This is a genomic window from Nostoc sp. (genome assembly GCF_036919495.1).
In the GTDB taxonomy this organism is placed as follows: Bacteria; Cyanobacteriota; Cyanobacteriia; order Cyanobacteriales; family Nostocaceae; genus Nostoc.
Window position 1 is genome coordinate 93,092 of the sequence record NZ_JBALBZ010000141.1, and the last position, 16,359, is coordinate 109,450.

At 42.0% G+C, this 16,359-nt stretch carries 17 protein-coding genes and 3 tRNA genes; 5 read left to right on the plus strand and 15 right to left on the minus strand.

Going from position 1 to position 16,359, the window contains the following annotated elements:
• Positions 1–290: 290 nt before the first annotated feature.
• On the minus strand, positions 291–1,088 hold the full coding sequence (locus V7K25_RS19920) for a TIGR00297 family protein (RefSeq protein WP_335160221.1): 798 nt from the start codon (positions 1,086–1,088) through the stop codon (positions 291–293).
• Positions 1,089–1,506: 418 nt separating this feature from the next.
• Here V7K25_RS19920 and V7K25_RS19925 point away from each other — a divergent pair, with 418 nt between their 5' ends.
• On the plus strand, positions 1,507–1,938 hold the full coding sequence (locus tag V7K25_RS19925; protein WP_335160222.1) for a VOC family protein: 432 nt from the start codon (positions 1,507–1,509) through the stop codon (positions 1,936–1,938).
• Between the two features lie 165 nt (positions 1,939–2,103).
• Here V7K25_RS19925 and V7K25_RS19930 read toward each other — a convergent pair whose 3' ends face one another.
• Positions 2,104–2,739 carry an esterase/lipase family protein gene (locus tag V7K25_RS19930; RefSeq protein WP_335160223.1) on the minus strand — a complete coding sequence of 212 codons (636 nt, stop codon included), beginning with the start codon at positions 2,737–2,739 and terminating at the stop codon, positions 2,104–2,106.
• 511 nt (positions 2,740–3,250) lie between these two features.
• On the opposite strand from V7K25_RS19930, the gene V7K25_RS19935 reads away from it, so the two are divergent.
• Complete coding sequence (locus V7K25_RS19935) at positions 3,251–3,784, plus strand: hypothetical protein (protein ID WP_335160224.1); 534 nt, start codon at positions 3,251–3,253, stop codon at positions 3,782–3,784.
• A gap of 161 nt (positions 3,785–3,945) precedes the next feature.
• Here the strand turns inward: V7K25_RS19935 and V7K25_RS19940 are convergent, their stop codons facing one another.
• The 5 genes from V7K25_RS19940 to V7K25_RS19965 all read right to left on the minus strand — a co-directional run bounded on the left by V7K25_RS19940 (position 3,946) and on the right by V7K25_RS19965 (position 8,823).
• Complete coding sequence (locus tag V7K25_RS19940) at positions 3,946–5,031, minus strand: tetratricopeptide repeat protein (RefSeq protein WP_335160225.1); 1,086 nt, start codon at positions 5,029–5,031, stop codon at positions 3,946–3,948.
• Between the two features lie 68 nt (positions 5,032–5,099).
• On the minus strand, positions 5,100–5,807 hold the full coding sequence (locus tag V7K25_RS19945; protein WP_335160226.1) for a 16S rRNA (uracil(1498)-N(3))-methyltransferase: 708 nt from the start codon (positions 5,805–5,807) through the stop codon (positions 5,100–5,102).
• A 295-nt stretch (positions 5,808–6,102) separates the two neighbouring features.
• Positions 6,103–8,019, minus strand: a complete 1,917-nt coding sequence (gene sir / locus V7K25_RS19955; protein WP_335160227.1) for a sulfite reductase, ferredoxin dependent — start codon at positions 8,017–8,019, stop codon at positions 6,103–6,105.
• 58 nt (positions 8,020–8,077) lie between these two features.
• Positions 8,078–8,272 (minus strand): hypothetical protein, encoded by a 195-nt coding sequence (locus V7K25_RS19960; RefSeq protein WP_335160228.1) that lies wholly within the window; start codon positions 8,270–8,272, stop codon positions 8,078–8,080.
• Positions 8,273–8,283: 11 nt separating this feature from the next.
• A complete protein-coding gene (locus V7K25_RS19965; RefSeq protein ID WP_335160229.1) occupies positions 8,284–8,823 on the minus strand; it encodes a hypothetical protein in 540 nt (179 codons plus the stop codon).
• Between the two features lie 392 nt (positions 8,824–9,215).
• On the opposite strand from V7K25_RS19965, the gene V7K25_RS19970 reads away from it, so the two are divergent.
• Entirely contained in the window at positions 9,216–10,157 is a 942-nt protein-coding gene (locus V7K25_RS19970; protein ID WP_335160230.1) for an ADP-ribosylglycohydrolase family protein, read from the plus strand.
• A 203-nt stretch (positions 10,158–10,360) separates the two neighbouring features.
• On the opposite strand, the gene cutA is transcribed toward V7K25_RS19970, so the two are convergent.
• From cutA to V7K25_RS19995, 5 genes are all read right to left on the minus strand, one after another.
• Entirely contained in the window at positions 10,361–10,693 is a 333-nt protein-coding gene (cutA, locus tag V7K25_RS19975; protein ID WP_335160231.1) for a divalent-cation tolerance protein CutA, read from the minus strand.
• Between the two features lie 5 nt (positions 10,694–10,698).
• On the minus strand, positions 10,699–11,700 hold the full coding sequence (locus V7K25_RS19980; protein ID WP_335160232.1) for a transposase: 1,002 nt from the start codon (positions 11,698–11,700) through the stop codon (positions 10,699–10,701).
• Positions 11,701–11,721: 21 nt separating this feature from the next.
• Positions 11,722–12,573 (minus strand): hypothetical protein, encoded by an 852-nt coding sequence (locus tag V7K25_RS19985; protein WP_335160233.1) that lies wholly within the window; start codon positions 12,571–12,573, stop codon positions 11,722–11,724.
• A 124-nt stretch (positions 12,574–12,697) separates the two neighbouring features.
• A complete protein-coding gene (locus V7K25_RS19990) occupies positions 12,698–13,357 on the minus strand; it encodes an Npun_F0813 family protein (protein WP_109007685.1) in 660 nt (219 codons plus the stop codon).
• 85 nt (positions 13,358–13,442) lie between these two features.
• A complete protein-coding gene (locus V7K25_RS19995) occupies positions 13,443–13,568 on the minus strand; it encodes a hypothetical protein (RefSeq protein WP_335160234.1) in 126 nt (41 codons plus the stop codon).
• A gap of 147 nt (positions 13,569–13,715) precedes the next feature.
• Between V7K25_RS19995 and V7K25_RS20000 the strand changes: the two genes are divergently transcribed.
• Positions 13,716–13,788 (plus strand) — tRNA-Arg (locus V7K25_RS20000).
• A gap of 68 nt (positions 13,789–13,856) precedes the next feature.
• On the plus strand, positions 13,857–14,555 hold the full coding sequence (locus V7K25_RS20005) for a group I intron-associated PD-(D/E)XK endonuclease (protein WP_335160235.1): 699 nt from the start codon (positions 13,857–13,859) through the stop codon (positions 14,553–14,555).
• A 323-nt stretch (positions 14,556–14,878) separates the two neighbouring features.
• On the opposite strand, the gene V7K25_RS20010 is transcribed toward V7K25_RS20005, so the two are convergent.
• The 3 genes from V7K25_RS20010 to nadA form a co-directional block, all read right to left on the minus strand.
• Positions 14,879–14,950, minus strand: a tRNA-Thr gene (locus tag V7K25_RS20010).
• An 87-nt stretch (positions 14,951–15,037) separates the two neighbouring features.
• Positions 15,038–15,123, minus strand: a tRNA-Tyr gene (locus tag V7K25_RS20015).
• Between the two features lie 124 nt (positions 15,124–15,247).
• Complete coding sequence (gene nadA / locus V7K25_RS20020; protein WP_335160236.1) at positions 15,248–16,222, minus strand: quinolinate synthase NadA; 975 nt, start codon at positions 16,220–16,222, stop codon at positions 15,248–15,250.
• Positions 16,223–16,359: the final 137 nt, after the last annotated feature.

Below are 16,359 nucleotides of genomic sequence, written 5' to 3' on the forward strand. Positions count from 1 at the left end.
ATAATTTCCCATGATTACTTTTACGGTCTAATGGGGACAGAACAGGATTTAAAATATCAGTTATAAGGCAAAATCAGTTATGTAACCAAATCTTTATAAATTCACAGAAATAATCAGGTAAGTAGATAGGCGAAAATAAAGCAAAACATATTAAGAATTGTTTCTTACAGTTTTCTATGCCAGTTGCTACAAGTCGAGTGACTGCATTGCTTATGTGACTAAAGTTGTAGCAACTAACATGGAAAACCTTTGTCATGCGATTTAATAAGTAATCCTTTATTCTCACCTGTCTACTTAATTATATTTATCCATGTCCAGGCAAGTAGCACAGCCGCGATCGCACCGATCAATGTATTAAAAATGTTTACGACCTCATTAGTCAGCCAAGTATACTTAGATTGCAATGTTGCCCCAATCACACTTTCTAAGTTAGTAGCAATAAAAGCTGCGAGTACACACCAAGCTACTCCTAATAGATCAATTAAACCAACTCCCCAACCAACAAATGCGATCGTAACAGAAGCCACAATCCCAGCTAAAGTCCCTTCCAAGCTTATCGCTCCTTCTGTACCGCGAGGCACTGGTTGGAGTGTGGTAATTAGAAAGGTGCTTTTACCATAGGCTTTACCGACTTCACTAGCAGTAGTGTCAGCCAGCTTGGTACTGAAACTCGCTACATAGGCTAATAATAATAGGGACTGGGGATCGGGGACTAGAGATTGGGAACTAGGTACAATAAATCCCGAATTTATTATCCCTACTCCCAAAGCACACAGCGCCCCAGTCAAAGCCGAACCCCAAACATTTTCTGGGCCTCTTGCCCCAGAACGCTTTTCGGCAATTCCTTCAGCCTCTTTCTGCGCCATTCCGATACGGGTAACCCCAGAACCAACGAGAAAGTAGAACATTACTACTGCATATCCTTGCCAGCCCAGAGTTACCCAAATTAGGATGGCCAAAAACCAGGCGTGGAATAATCCAGCAGGGGTAAGCAGCTTTTTCGGAGCAATCCAAGCTAAACCCAATAGAATTGTGTTTAATCCTACCGCCACCAACCAGGGATTAACAGAATCAATTAAGGATGACATCAGCAATTAATCAATGAGTAATTTTGTCTGAATATCAACAGAATAACGAATTTGTTACCCTTAGTACCGCAAGGCGGAAGTCAAAAATCAAAATGATACAACGTAAGAGTCTTGTTGATTTGGAATGAGTGTTTTATTTACGTCATGCTGTACTAGTGCTTAATTTATGACACCTCCGCAGCTAAAGTAATATGTTTGTATTATTAACTAAATAATTAAGTGTAAATTATCTAGATGCAGGGCGAAGTCCATAGTTGTAGGGGGCAACAGCTGAAGTGCTACTCAATCTCCAATCTTAGTCATAAGGATAAAGGATATAAGTTAATGTCAATTAAAACTGTGTTCAAGTTGACCACAATGAAGATTTAACAGCATAAATTATAGATAGCATCAACTACTAGTCTTTTCCACACAAGCTATGAGCCAAACTTTATTCCATCTTGCTTTCCCTGTGACTGACATTGCCCAAACAAAAGCATATTATGTTGATGGCTTGGGTTGCATTCCTGGTCGTGAAAACCATCATGCCCTGATTCTTAATCTCTACGGTCATCAATTAGTGGCTCATGTCACCAAAGAACCTTTGACACCGCAACACGGTATATATCCTAGACACTTTGGGCTAATTTTTACCCAAGAACGAGACTGGCAAGACTTACTAGAAAGGGCACAACAACAACAGCTACTTTTTCGTGAGGAAACCAAAAACCGCTTTGTTGGTTCTCCTCTTGAGCATCGCACTTTCTTTTTAGAAGATCCTTTTTATAACCTCATGGAGTTCAAGTATTATCGTCACCCAGAGGCGATTTTTGGAAGTTACGAACATACGCAAATTGGGGATAAAACTTGAGAAATCGGTAATTCGTAATTTCTAATTCGTAATTAAATATGAATCAATCCAGCGTAGCAAGCGTTTTACTACAACTGGCGCGTAAATCAACATACCATTTCAAATGCCGCAACAGCTTGGAATACAATTATGCGTGAATGCATGACTTCCGCCTTGCGGTACTAGCTACTGACTGGATTTCTTATTTATTGAGAGTAGCTTAATAGGTTCTGCTAAAGCTGCTTTTACTACTGCCAAACTCCTGGGGTCTGTCAGCATCCAAGGGTGTAGAGAAACTGGTACTATGACTTCGCTTCCTACAGACATTTGTGAACTATTGGCTGGGACAATCATCAAATCATAAGGTGTCCAGATAGATGTAAAATTTAGCTGTTTTAACATCTCAGCATCAGAATTTAAATCCTTGAGAAAAATGCTGTCAGGGCGCATTTGCACGCAACCAGGACGCCAGGAACCATAAGCAACCACAGTTCCATTATGGGGCGAAGAGATTGTGATAAACCTCTGCACGCGGTTAATTCCTCCCAGTCGCTGGACATAGTAACGGCTGACAATTCCTCCCATGCTAAAGCCTACTAAATCTAGGCGTTGTTCTGGCGCAAAGGTGGCTGTAACATAATCGGCTACTTGCTTTGCCAACTCATCAAGACCCACATTACCATTGTTAGGTACGAGATCCAGGGAATATACAGGCCAACCCTGTAGTCTTAACTGAGCCGCCATTTTATGGAAAACTGCCTCTGTGTCGTCAATCCCATGTATTAACAAAACGGGATTGCGTTGTTGATTTTCAATGTTCATTGACAAAATCTGGCTGAATTAAGGGATGTATTTCACTTTTGTAGGTGCATACTGCTTTACAAACTGAAGCTGTTGCTTTTCGGATTCTTTAAAAAATATTTTTGCAAAACTGAAATGCTCCCAAATATACTTCGTATAAAATTTAACTTATAGCCAGCGCTATTTGCCAACAGGCTATGACACTCCCCCCACTGGTTGAAAGTAAAGCGCTTGCTTTTCTCCAATCAGTAATTTCAAACAATTAAATGTTAATTTTTGTAAAGCCTGCTTTCAGAATCTTGCTCTTAGTTACAGTAAAATTTAATAATTAGTTCTCGGTGTATACAGGTCGCAAGTGCTTGCAAAAGAACATTTGCTCTATAGTTTTACTACAATGTTGATTAAGCACAAACCTATAAGGGTTGTCACCACAATGGGGTGACGCAAAGTAGAAAATGTAACATTTTGTCGTAATTTTTAACAATTACGGTCTAGTTTCAAATATAAAAGGTAAAAGGCAGGAGTAATTGTAATGGATTTTATCAAAAAGTTAATTTCAGGTATTTTGGATTTTGTTACCGGACTGTTACGAGGAAAGAAGAAAAGCAACGGCTACTTCTTGGAATTGGACGAAGCCAAAGATGCTGCTAAAGATGCTGCTAACGAGGTAGCATCGAACGTAAAGAAAGTAGCAGAGACAGTTGTATCGAATGCTAAAAAAGTAACGGCAACAATTGGATCAGAAGCACCAGAAGCAGCAGAAGCATCTAAGCCAGCTTCATTGAACGGAACAAAAACCGCGGCCACTAAAACTAAGGAAAAATCAGCTAAAAATCCCAAACCAGCCGATGTTACCCTAGTGCAGACTGCTGAGGGTCTTAAAGTTGAACCTGGCAAAAATGCAAAAGCCGCAGCAGCCAAAGTCCTCAAAGAGGAGCCAAAGGAAACTACCTTTGCGCCTAAATATCTCGCTCCTTCAGCTACTAGCTCTAATGGCCGTCGGCGTCCAGGGGCAAATATGAGCGCTTACCTAGACATGGCACGTCAGATTAAAACCCCTGGTTAAATCATAGAGACGCGAAATTTTGCGTCTCTATACTACCGATGAGTTAAGTGTGCATACGTAATATTAAGACAAGTTTACCAGTTGTAGATGGGGGAACTCTCCAAAGTAGGAGCGATCGCTTAATTTCTCCACTACAACTGTATCTTTTAGGTTAAGATAGTTTATTTGTATGACTTATTGGCATATTTAACAAATACCAGTCCACTATATAAATGAAAAGCTGAGTCCCAATTAGTCTGTTCCCTACGCAACAAATGAATATGAGACTTAATATGGCCCAACATTTCTGTTTGATCTAATGTTGTATCTGCAAAAGATGTGAAATCTGACCAGATTTGGACTTGAGGCAGTTGCTGGTTAATCCAACTCGATAAACTATTCCAATTAATTCTGATTGTATTTTGGTTAGCTTGGGGAATAATTTCTAAACCTTGTTGAAATTCATAGCCATTATCATAAAGTCGGAGAATGCAACGTCTACCAGGTATGTGTAAATCACAAAACTGAGTATAGTCTTGTGTTTGAGTTTTCCATTCCAGTTTCCGGTAGGCATCAACATCTACAACTTGTTCAAAAATAGGTAACAATCCCACTACTCTTGCTGTTACTTCTGACCAGTCAAAGGTAAGAGAACCGAGTTGATTTGTCTCATTACGGCAAACAACAGTAGCTTGTGGAGTAGATTCTTGGAAATATTTGACTTGATAAACTTGAATTTGTTGAATTTGAGCTATTGTTGCCCAAAAGCAAGGAATGCCAGCCTGCTGTAGCTGTTTCCCGTAAAATTTTAGTTCTCCCACTTGGCCAATGCGGTACAACCTCCAGCCACGACTTGGCAGTAGCAGGCGTGCAGTATAGGGGTCTAGCTGCATAATTTGGGCAAAATTTCGAGACGCTTCTGTTTTGAGTTCGTTACTAAGTGGCTCTAAAATTAGTACCCCAAGTTCGCTGTTATTCCCATCGGCTGTTGCTTGGGAAATAGCTCTTTGTCTTTCTTCTAGTTCGATTTCTTGTAGTCGTCGTAAACCTTGACGTGCGAGCGTCACTATTCTAGTATTCCTCGTATCTCGCAGCAGTTGCCGATAAACTTTTTCCGCATCCTGGAGCTTTCCAGATACTTCATGCAGCCGACCGAGATAAAATTGTACCCAAGGATGTTCTGGCGATTCTACTAGCAGCTGTTTGAGTAATTTAGCAGCTGTTTGATAATCTTTATGCTCAAAGGCGATCGCAACTTGCTCAATCATCACTTACTTTAAATACACGCTGGAGTGATGTCTCACGCAAAAGAGATTTTGCGTGAGCTATAAATCATTTATACTTCACAACTTGCGGTAATCAAGGATAATGCTACTACTGGGGCTGTAACTGCTCTCAGGATGCGGCGACCAAGGGAAACAGGCTGAAATCCAAATGCGATCGCATTTTCAATTTCTTGTGTTGTCCATCCTCCCTCTGGGCCAGTAGCAATGATAATCTCGTCAGAGATGCTACTCAGCACCTTGTTCAAATGGGGATACTCACCGCGAGCCTCACAAATGTAACGGTGATTTGTCTGATTAGCGTTGACAGCAGTGTTAAAAGTAACAGGCTCTAAAATTGTTGGTACAAACGAGCGCTCTGATTGCTCGGCGGCTTCCGCAGCGATGCGCCGCCAGCGTTCCAGCTTTTGAGCGCTAGGATGAAGTAAAGTGCGATCGCTCAATACTGGTGCAATACAAGTTACTCCCAACTCTGTACAACACCGCACTACTTCATCAAATCCATTGCCTTTGGGCAACGCCACCATCAGCGTAATCGATACAGGTAATTCTGTTTCCACAAAAAGCGCTTCTAAAACCTGTGCTTGTTCCCCTGCTAGCTGTGATAACCACCATTTTCCTTTACCATCCATTGCAATAAAGCGATCGCCTTCACGCAAGCGCAACACACGCCCTAAATAATGCTGCTGTTCTTTGGTGAGTAAAATTTGCCCTTGTTGCAGTTGGGAGGGTGCGATCGCAATTCTTTGCAGTTGAGACATTTTTCTTAATAAATTATTGCCCTGCTGTAGACATCTGTTGTCTAACCCAGGTACGGAAAGCACGAGTTGCTGCTATTTGTTCTAGTTTCTTGCTTTCTTGGATAAATCGGGGAATCTCTGTCACCAGAGCTGATGTTTTGCAGCACATCCCTAGTTTCTGCGAATTTTTGCTGTTGTTACCATAGTTCAGTTTTCCTGTGGATGTGTTACCTAACTGTATCAGGACTTACGCGAGAGAGACACAGATGAATTTATCTGTGTCTCTCCTTAATTTCATTATCTTTAATTTTTCGGCTTAAGAAAGATTCTGGAAGTAAGCCTCTAGCGCTTCAGTCACTAACTGAGTCATCGGCTTACCTTGGCTTTCTGCTACTTCCTTCAACTTGCTATAAACCTCTTCTTTTAAATTGACCCGATGACGCGATTTGTTTGCACCATTAGCGGTGTTAGGATCGTAGCTAGCAGCAAACTCGCGGATGGCATCAAAACCAATGCGATCGCAAAAATCACCAAAGCTTTCTTTCGATTTCCGAGATTTCTTAAAGTAAACAAATATCGGCTCTAAGAAGATTTCTAAGTCATTGTGGTGCAGTTTCTCTGTGTAAGGTTGTGCCAGTCGAGTTTGATTTGGCGAACCCCCTAACCATAATTGGTAAGATTCTGGAGCGCTACCGACAAAGGCCAATTCTGCCAAATAAGGACGAGCGCAACCATTGGGACATCCTGTCATCCTTATCACAAAATGTTCTTTTTGTAAACCTAATTTATCTAAAAGGGCGCGAACCCGCTCCAAAATGCCTGGTATTGCCCGTTCTGATTCTGTGATTGCCAAGCCGCAAGTGGGCAAAGCCGGACAAGCCATTGCATACCGCACTAAAGGTTCGATTTTACTAGGGTCGTCTGCGACACCGTGACGGCTGAGAATGTCTTGAATAGCTTCCTTGCTATCTGGCTCAATATCGTAAAAAATCAGGTTGTGGTTGGCACTCAGACGGATGTGTAAGTTGAACTGTTCAACAATTTCCCGCAAAGCGGTTTTCAGTTGAAACGAACCTTCATCTTTGATTCGACCATTGTCTATGGAAATTCCTAAAAATAGCTTGCCATCACCTTGTTCATTCCAGCCGAGGAAGTCGTAATATTTAAACTCTGGCAGTGGTTTGAAGGCTTCGACTGGTTTACCGAAATATTCTTCAACTTGGGTGCGGAATTTATCTACGCCCCAATCGTTGATTAAATATTTTAATCTGGCATGACGACGATCGGTGCGATCGCCATAATCTCTCTGGGTAGCAACAATCGCTTTTACAATGTCGTAAACGTCATCTTTCGCCACATAACCAATGGGATCTGCTAACCTAGCGAAAGTTTCTTCTTTACCGTGGGTTCTACCTAAACCACCACCAGCAAAAATATTAAATCCTTCTAATTGCTTCTTCTTATTGGTAATCACTACCAACGTCAGGTCTTGGGAATACAAATCAATCGAATTATCCCCTGGAACCGTCACGCAAATTTTGAACTTGCGGGGCATATAGTGCGTGCCATAAATCGGTTCTTCGTTGTCATGGATAATTGTCCCATTCCCATTGCGCTGTCGTGCTGCTTTCACCTCTGGGTCTTCTTCAGCACTAATTGCTTTTTCCCCATCTAGCCAAATTTCGTAATAAGCGCCTGTTTGCGCTGTCAGCAAGTCAGCAATATTCTGAGCATACTCCCAAGCATACTGATACTCTGGGCGATTCTTAAAGGGGGCTGGTGGTGCCATGACGTTGCGGTTAATGTCACCGCAAGCTCCTAAAGTCGAACCCAGGTTCTTGACAATGGTGGCTATTGCTGATTTAAGATTTTTCTTTAAAATTCCGTGCAGTTGGAAACCTTGACGGGTAGTTGCTCGTAACGTGTGGTTGCCATACTCATCAGCTATTTTATCTAAAGCCAAATATAGCTGCGGCGGTACTAAACCACCGGGATTTTTTGTCCGCAGCATAAACTGGTAATCTTTTTCCTGTCCCTTGGTGCGGTTGTCGCGGTTATCCTGCTGGTAAGAACCATGAAACTTCAAAAGCTGTACCGAATTTTCGGTAAAATGGGTAGTGTCTTGAAGGATCTCAGTTGCTACAGGTTCACGCAAAAAATTGCTATTTTCCTTGATTCCTTCTACTTTGGAAGGCTTACGGGTTGCGATGGGGGAAGGAGCAGATTTAACCATTAGACTTGTATAGTATTCTCAATAAAGCATTAGTAGACGCCGAATCAGCACCCTTCGGCTATTTGATCCCCGGTAATCCGGCCGGAATAATGAGGAATAATTTAATTTTACCACGGCAAAAGTCGGCTTCGTCAGTGATGTAACACTTAACAAAACCAGCTTTTTGGAGTAGTTTTTGAGTGCTGTTAGCGGTAGCGGGGCGTTTAGCCCGTCCTGAGTACTTAAGTAAAGTATAAAGCGACTGAGGACTCAATAATTTTTTATTTATTTGAAGCAATAGCCAAGACCGCCATTGATGCTAACAGCAGGAGTATCGCTATTTTGATCAGCACCAATTTCTTCCTTGGCGTTAGTGTAGACGAGAAAATTGTTAGCAACTTCCGATTCAACACCAGCACCTACCACAACTGAATCTTTGTTGCCTATAGCAGTTGGTAAGCCATCTTTCTCTACAAAAGAATAACCACCAGTTAAATAGGCATTAGTTTTATTAGCGATAGGCACATCCACAGAAAGTTCTGGGATAATGGCACTTGTCTTATCACTCCAAAGGACATTACCGCGTGCAGAAAATGGCGTAGTTCCTAATTTCAAGCGACCTGTGACATTAGCACCAAATGTTGCATCATCGTTAATACCTTGTCCGCCGCTAGTAACGCCACCTGCAACACCAGCACCAACATAGCTAGCATCAGTACCTTTTTTGGTTTCAGCAGAAGCTTGACCAGCTGATAGAACAAGAGGAGCAATTATTAAAGAAGATAATGCAGAAATTGTTATCAAAGACTTTAGTAAGCGCTTCATAAGTTTTACCAAGTTTTGTGTTTTTTACTTGTATATTCCAAGTAAAAAGTTGTGTGATAATATTCCAAAATTTTCAAAACTTTATTAACTTAATGTTGCTATTGATGCATGATATTTACAGCTTAACTATCCCTGAAAATCATAAATAAGCTGTTATAATTACATTCAATGTCTTTTCATCTGGGTTCTTTGTTCCAAAAATAGACGCTTTTAAAACTGGCACAATATTTGGAACCAAAACTAAGTCGGAAGATGGTAAAAAAAATACCTGGTTAACAATTTTTTGCCGAGCTTTTCACAGATGATGAGAAGTAGGCTGTAGCATCCGTTGCAACAAGCTATAGAGGGAATCTATAAAGTTAATTTTGAGCAATTCTTGTGGAGATTGAATAATGCTAACCGCTACAAAAACGTTGTCTGGTTTGATGGGTTTATGTGTCGGTGATGCGTTGGGTGTGCCGGTGGAGTTTACTAGCCGCGCTGAACGAGTAAAATCTCCAGTGACAACGATGCAGGGTTATGGCACATGGAATCAACCACCAGGAACTTGGTCAGATGATAGTTCATTAAGCTTTTGCTTGGCAGAATGCCTTTGTAGGGGGTATTCGTTGGATGCTATAGCTAATTCTTTCTGGCGTTGGTACAAGGAGGCTTACTGGACTCCGCGTGGCGATGTCTTTGATATTGGTCAAACTACCCACACAGCAATTATGCGCCTGAAACAGGGAGTTGTTCCCCATCAGGCGGGTGGAAAGGTTGAAAATAGTAATGGCAACGGTTCGTTGATGAGAATCTTGCCGATGGCTTATTGTCACAGAAACTTCACTTTAGGCGAATTGCTGGCGCGGGTTCATGATGTTTCGGCGATTACTCATGCTCATGCGCGATCGCAAATGGCTTGTGGCATTTATATTAGTATTGCAGTGGCGCTCTTGGAAGGGGCTGACCCGCAAACAGCTTATTTACAAGGATTACAAGATATCCAAACAATTTATTCTGTGCGGGAATTTTTGTTAGAAAAGCCGCATTTTGGCAGAATTTTCAGTGGTGAGATTGCCAAAGTACCAGTGGAAGAGATTAATTCTGGTGGCTATGTGATTGATACCTTAGAATCATCCCTGTGGTGTTTATTAAATAGCTCGTCTTATTCTGAAGCGGTACTGAAAGCTGTCAATTTAGGCGGAGATACAGATACTACCGCCGCCGTTACCGGTGGGTTAGCGGGAATTTATTACGGCGTGGAAAATATTCCTAAACAATGGATGAACCAAATTGCTCGTAGACAGGACATTATTTACTTAGCAGAGCGTTTTGCAAGGGCTGTTTACGCTTAGTACAACATTTCATTAATTTCTTTGCGTCCCTCTGCGCTTAACTCTGCGCCCCTACCCTACGGGAAGGCGTTCGCGTAGCGTCTCGTAGAGAAGCGCCTATGCGTTTAAATTTCAACCCTCAATTCGCCACGATTTTACGCAAAGCTGTATTTAGAGTTATTAGTTGAAAGTAAAGAGTGAGGAGTTATGAAAATCCTAAGTCCTCAATCTTTACTTTTAATTTGCTGAGAAATCCACTGCAAATAAGCTTGAGAACCGGCAACAATTGGTAAAGCAATGATTTCTGGCACTTCATAGGAGTGCAGTTCCTTAATTTTGGCCTCCATTGCCGGAAATTGCGCCAAATCAGTTTTAATCACTAATTGCCATTCTTGCTCTTTATGCAGTTCCCCTTGCCAGGTGTAAATTGAGTGGATTGGTAACAGACTTACACAAGCAACGAGTTTAGCTTCCACAAGGGCATTTGCAATTGCTTCTGCCTCCTGGATGTTGCCAGCTGTTACCAATACCACACCATAGCCAGCAGGTGTCTCCATGACCTCTAAACCGTCGCAGACAACGAGTAGACCTGACCATCAATGAGCAGTCGGGTGATGCCCTTAGCTTGCAAATGAGTCCGAGCCTTATGGAGCATTTTACTATCAGGAACTTTAATCACGCGATCGCGTTTAGTAGAAAAGCGCTTGGCTACCCGATGGTTATCAAACACCGGCAGAGTTCTTTGCTGGGTTTCCAAGCTGGGAATTTGCCCCAAATCACCAAAGTCTTTCAAAGGACGGGTAATTAATTCCGAGGAACGGTCAATTACCAAATAGCAAGTTTTGGGCAAATTCGCTATCGACAGAGGTAAAACTTGAACTGATGCTTCACCTGGTCTACGTTTTGTGACTAAAGGTCTTTGGTCATCCAGGTCATCGTCATCAAAATCTTCTTCCTCAAAGTCATCATCTTCTAAATCATCATCTTCTAAATCGTCCAAATCCTCCGATTCGTCTAGCAAATCTTCGCCCAGCATCTGCGCGATGACGGCGGCTCCTGGATGTTCATTCTTTAGCGGTGGGATGGGGATGCTGACTATTTCCGGCGGCTTTGGCTCTGGAGTTTCTAATTTCTCTGTGACTCGGAGCTTTGGTTTTTCCGTCGCCGAGGGGCGTCGCCGCAGCCGTCTACTAGCAGCGAGTGACTCCGCCGTTTCCTCTGAGTAAAGTTGCTCCTCTACATGAATTACCCGACGTGGTAGTGGCTCAACCTTTGGTACTTCCAAGGGGTGGCTCTCGATGGGTGGAACTTCTATCTCCGGCTCTGGTTGAGTCAGCAGAGGTAACTGCTCGTAGTTTACCTGCGCCCTACCCTCAGGAGTTCTCGCAGCCCGTTTTAAGGAGACTAAGTATTCATACTCATCTTCTGGCAAAGTGCTTTTGAGCAGGCGACTAATTGTCGAGTTACTCACACCATAGCGGTCTGCCAAAGTTGAGGTTGTTTCGGCAGTCTCTCGATATAACTTCAGAATTTCTTGCTTGTCAGAGTCTGTTAATTTTCTCACGGTAGATACCAAAAATCTTTACTAAGCTCGTTTTCGTCCACTGGTACGGCGCGTTCGTCTTAGTGATGCGTCATATTCTAAGACAGCGCCCATACCAAATAACACTCCACTAAACACCCAAAACACTTCTAATATCTCTCCACTTTGATAATTGGGGCCTTGGGCATATTTAAACCACATATCTGCAATGTAAAGCGAAAAGGCCGCGGCTGCAATCATTCGCCAAGACTGGGAAACTCTTCCCCCCCAAAAGGCTAGTAGCAGAGTGGTAGCAATAATTAACAGAACCACGTCGCTAACTACGTAAAACCAATTTAAAATAACGACTAGTAGTTCTGAGGGTTTTTCCTGTTGCATAGAAATCCACCATGCTAACAAACTACCGAAAACTGCAATTGCTAACACAATTAGCCACTGCCATTTTTCCAGATTGATTCGCCTGGAAGCCACAGCTAAAATCATGCCTGCGCCAAGTAATAGATAAGTCAGTACAAAAAATATATCGCCTACAGACACATCCGGTTCATCTTTTAAAACTATTTCCGTATAGCCGAAAATTATCCCCCCGACGAAATAGGAAAGCATACCTAAGCCAATCAAGAGCCAAACATTTCGACCACTGACGATTTGCGGACTCAGCCAGTTCCTCAAGCATAAGATACCGGCAGCCAAATAAGCTAAAGCTTCAAAAATATTTGTGCCAATCACATACCACTCGGCTCGGCTTTCTATGCCATCTGCTCCGGGAACTTTGGCACTAAACAACAAAAAGTATAGCAGTGCCAGTACAGCCCAGCCAATATTAGCTAAGACAATGTTCTGAGTGTTGAAAATTGATTTAGAAAAGAACGAATTCTCGTAAGAGTTATTCATAAGACTTGACTATGTAGATGCTCTATGGCAGTATTTTGAGTTAAAGAACTGTATATATAGCAGTGTGTCTGCTAAGTAATCCACAATCGAACACCAAAAGCAAGTGCCATTAGTAGGAATTTTGTTACTGCCATAGTTTACCCAGTGGTGATTGATTTAGCCAAGTGATAAACAGCGATCGCTCGGCTTCTGGCATATCTTCTAGCTTATAAATCACTTGTTTGGTAAAATTAGCGTTGCCAAAATAGCCCTTTCCTAATCGATGCAGTTCTTGTAACAGGATCACTACATGATTTTCTTGCCAATCAGGTATTTTAGCTGTCGGTAACGGATTAGTAGATACCAAATATTTAACTGCTTCTAAAGAAGATGCTTGGGGAAATTGTTTCTGCTTGAACACCTCCGCAATATCTTTTTCAAATAATGCAGCTTGCCTAGCACCTAAAAACTCTTCAATGTCGATAGAAACACCCTGCAACAGCAAAATACTGGCTTGGATTAAAATCGCCGTTTTGCCATGACCACCTGTATCACCATCCAGCTGCTCTAAACGGATTTTACCCCAAACACTAAAACGTTCTGGTTCTTCTAGTAAAACACAGGCTTTACCTCGGTTATCCGTTAATTCTCTCCATAAGGCTCTAGCTTCTTCTTCTTGACTAGCTTTAAATACACTAATCAAGCGAAAAGTCTGCCCTTGATAACTGAGGATCGGCACCTGCTGATCCTTTTTTGGGTGCTGAATGCTTGATATTTCAACATCCTGCCGTTTGAGAATAAACATGGCACTAGCAAATAACTCCTCACAGGGGCACTCTTAATATGGAATATATAATGGCATTTGGCAGCATCGCCAAGGCTGAAATTACCTAGCATACTGTGGAAATGGGCCTAGCGATCGCCAGTTCTTTCCCAAAGGTAGCCGCCCAGAGGGCGTTGGCGTTAACAGGCAAATAACCCCTTGACAACTTAATATATCTAAACCAATACCCCATCTGTTTCGTTTTCGGTGTAGATTGCACTAACTAGCGACTAGCATCTTAGCCTTGCTAGTGGTAAATCTGCAATTTTCGATTGCTTCTTGGTAGGTGAACACGATATAATAATGTACGTGACTCCTTCGGGAGCCATTATTTTGTGTTGGGCGCGTAGCTCAGTGGATAGAGCAATTGCCTTCTAAGCAATCGGTCGCAGGTTCGAACCCTGCCGCGCTCGTTTTAACTCAATATGAACCCTCAAGCACCGTGAAGTGATACAATCATTTGCACATTTGAGGGTTCGTTTTGCTGCATCATACTAAGAACAAGGGCGATATTGCTGCTACGAAAGCGATCGCCGATCTAACACTTAAAGGATACTTGATTCTTACACCGCTTGTTTGTGAGCATTTACCTTTTGATTTTGTTGCTTACAAAGATGATAAATTTTACAAAATCCAAGCTAAATATGCCGGAGATAACAGGGTAGTCAATAAAACTATTTGGGTAGATAAAAATGGTACTCATCAGAAGAAGTACAAAGTAAATGACTTTGACTTTTATGCTGTTTATCTGCCTGATATAGATAAAGTTGTTTATCCATCAATTAACTTTGATGGTTGCTACATAACTACCCAAATACCTAATTCAGCTACACCGTTTTACTGGTGGGAGGATTTTACATACTTAACTGAAGCAGCGTCTAAGCGAACCTACAAAGAGTTTGGCATTGATTTAAGAACTAGAAAGGTTAACCCAGACTCTAGAATTCATACCAGAAAAGTTGAAAGGCCATCAAAAGAAGAACTAGAAAAACTAGTTTGGGAAAAGCCAACCGCACAAATTGGGAGAGATTTTGGCGTGTCTGATAAGGCTGTAGAAAAGTGGTGTAAGGCTTATGGGATAGAAAAGCCACCTAGAGGGTATTGGGTGAAAAAGGCTTATGGAAAAGTGGAACGACAGTTAACAGGCCATAACGAAACGTTCTCTAGGATAGAATTTTAGCTTTTTTATAAAAATTCTAGCCTTGGCGATATCACCTGTGGAGGGAGAAAACTTTTAAATATATTGACGTAGACTAAAAAAATATTTATCAAATTAAACCCTCTGGCTTCCAGATGCTGATTTTTAAGGTTTTGGCTAACTGACGCACCCTAACTACAAAAACTACAAAATTATAGCCATATCATAGCCAAAAAACAAGCTGATAGCCAAATCATAGTCAGAATAGCCACGAATGCAACTAAGAGACTTAGCTTTTGAACATCTAAATCTCTTAAAAAGGCTGAAACCCTTGACTTTACGTTAGTTGTTTTATCAATTTAAAAAGCCCGTGACGAGGATTGAACTCGTGACCTCACCCTTACCAAGGGTGTGCTCTACCACTGAGCCACACGGGCAAAATATGATTTTGCTTTTTCAGCTAGAAGTTAAAATGCTGGGAGTTTTGATGCTTACCCAGTCATTATAACTTATAACTTCGTAAGTGGTGGGCCGGGCTGGATTTGAACCAGCGTAGGCGCAAGCCAACGGATTTACAGTCCGTCTCCATTAACCACTCGGACACCGACCCGATTTGTCTCACGATTTAAAATCTTAGCACCACCTTTTATAAATAGCAAGTGATTAGAAAAAATAACTTGTGGGTAGAGATCGCAACAAAACTGCGTCTCTACCATTTAGATAAAAAATACTGGTTACACGCTCATTTCCAACATTCGTTGCATTGGTCGCAGTGCAGCCAGCCGAATATCCTCTGACATGGTAATTTCAGGAGTACGATTTTTCATTGCCCAGTAGAGCTTTTCTAGGGTATTTAACCGCATAAACGGACATTCGTTACAAGCACAGTTATTCATCGGTGGCGCAGGAATAAAACGCTTGTCAGGAGCTAATTTTTGCATTTGATGAATGATTCCCGGCTCTGTCGCAACGATAAATTCCTTGGTGGGGCTGCTTTGACAATACTTGAGTAAAGCGGCTGTAGAGCCAATAAAACTGGCGTGGCGCAATACACTACTTTCGCATTCTGGATGTGCGATCGCCTCTGCTTCTGGGTGAGCAATTTTTAACTGGACAATTTTCTTTTCCGAAAAGGTTTCATGGACAACACAGCTACCTTGCCATAGCACCAAATCTCGTCCCGTCTGTTCCATGACGTACCGCCCTAAATTCCGATCTGGAGCAAAAATAATCGGCTGTTCCTTCGGTATCTGCTGCACAATTTTCACAGCGTTAGAGCTAGTACAAATAATATCGCTCATCGCCTTGATATCAGCAGAACAGTTGATATAAGACACCACCAAATGATCTGGATGTGCTGCTTTAAAAGCTGCGAATTCGTCTGCTGGACAACTATCTGCTAAAGAACAACCAGCATTCAAATCTGGTAAAAGTACTAATTTATCGGGATTAAGTATCTTTGCTGTTTCTGCCATGAAGTGAACGCCAGCAAAGACGATCGCATCCGCATTGGTTTTTTCGGCGGCTCTTGCCAGTTGTAATGAATCCCCAATAAAGTCGGCAATATCCTGAATATCTGGCTCTTGATAATAATGTGCCAGGATAACGGCGTTGAGTTCTTTTTTGAGACTCTGAATCGCGGCAAACAAATCTAGTGGTAGTTCACCCAGTTGGGTGTTTTCTCGTTGAGCTAGTGCAGTGGTAAACACAGTTTAGGGGTGCTTTATGTTGCAAATGTATGTCCTGTGGATTCAATTATAGTAGTTTTTACCAAAAATAGTGGACGGTTGATATTTTGGGGTTGTGTCCAAATCGGGCTGAGTTTCATATCCTGGAGATAGACGGC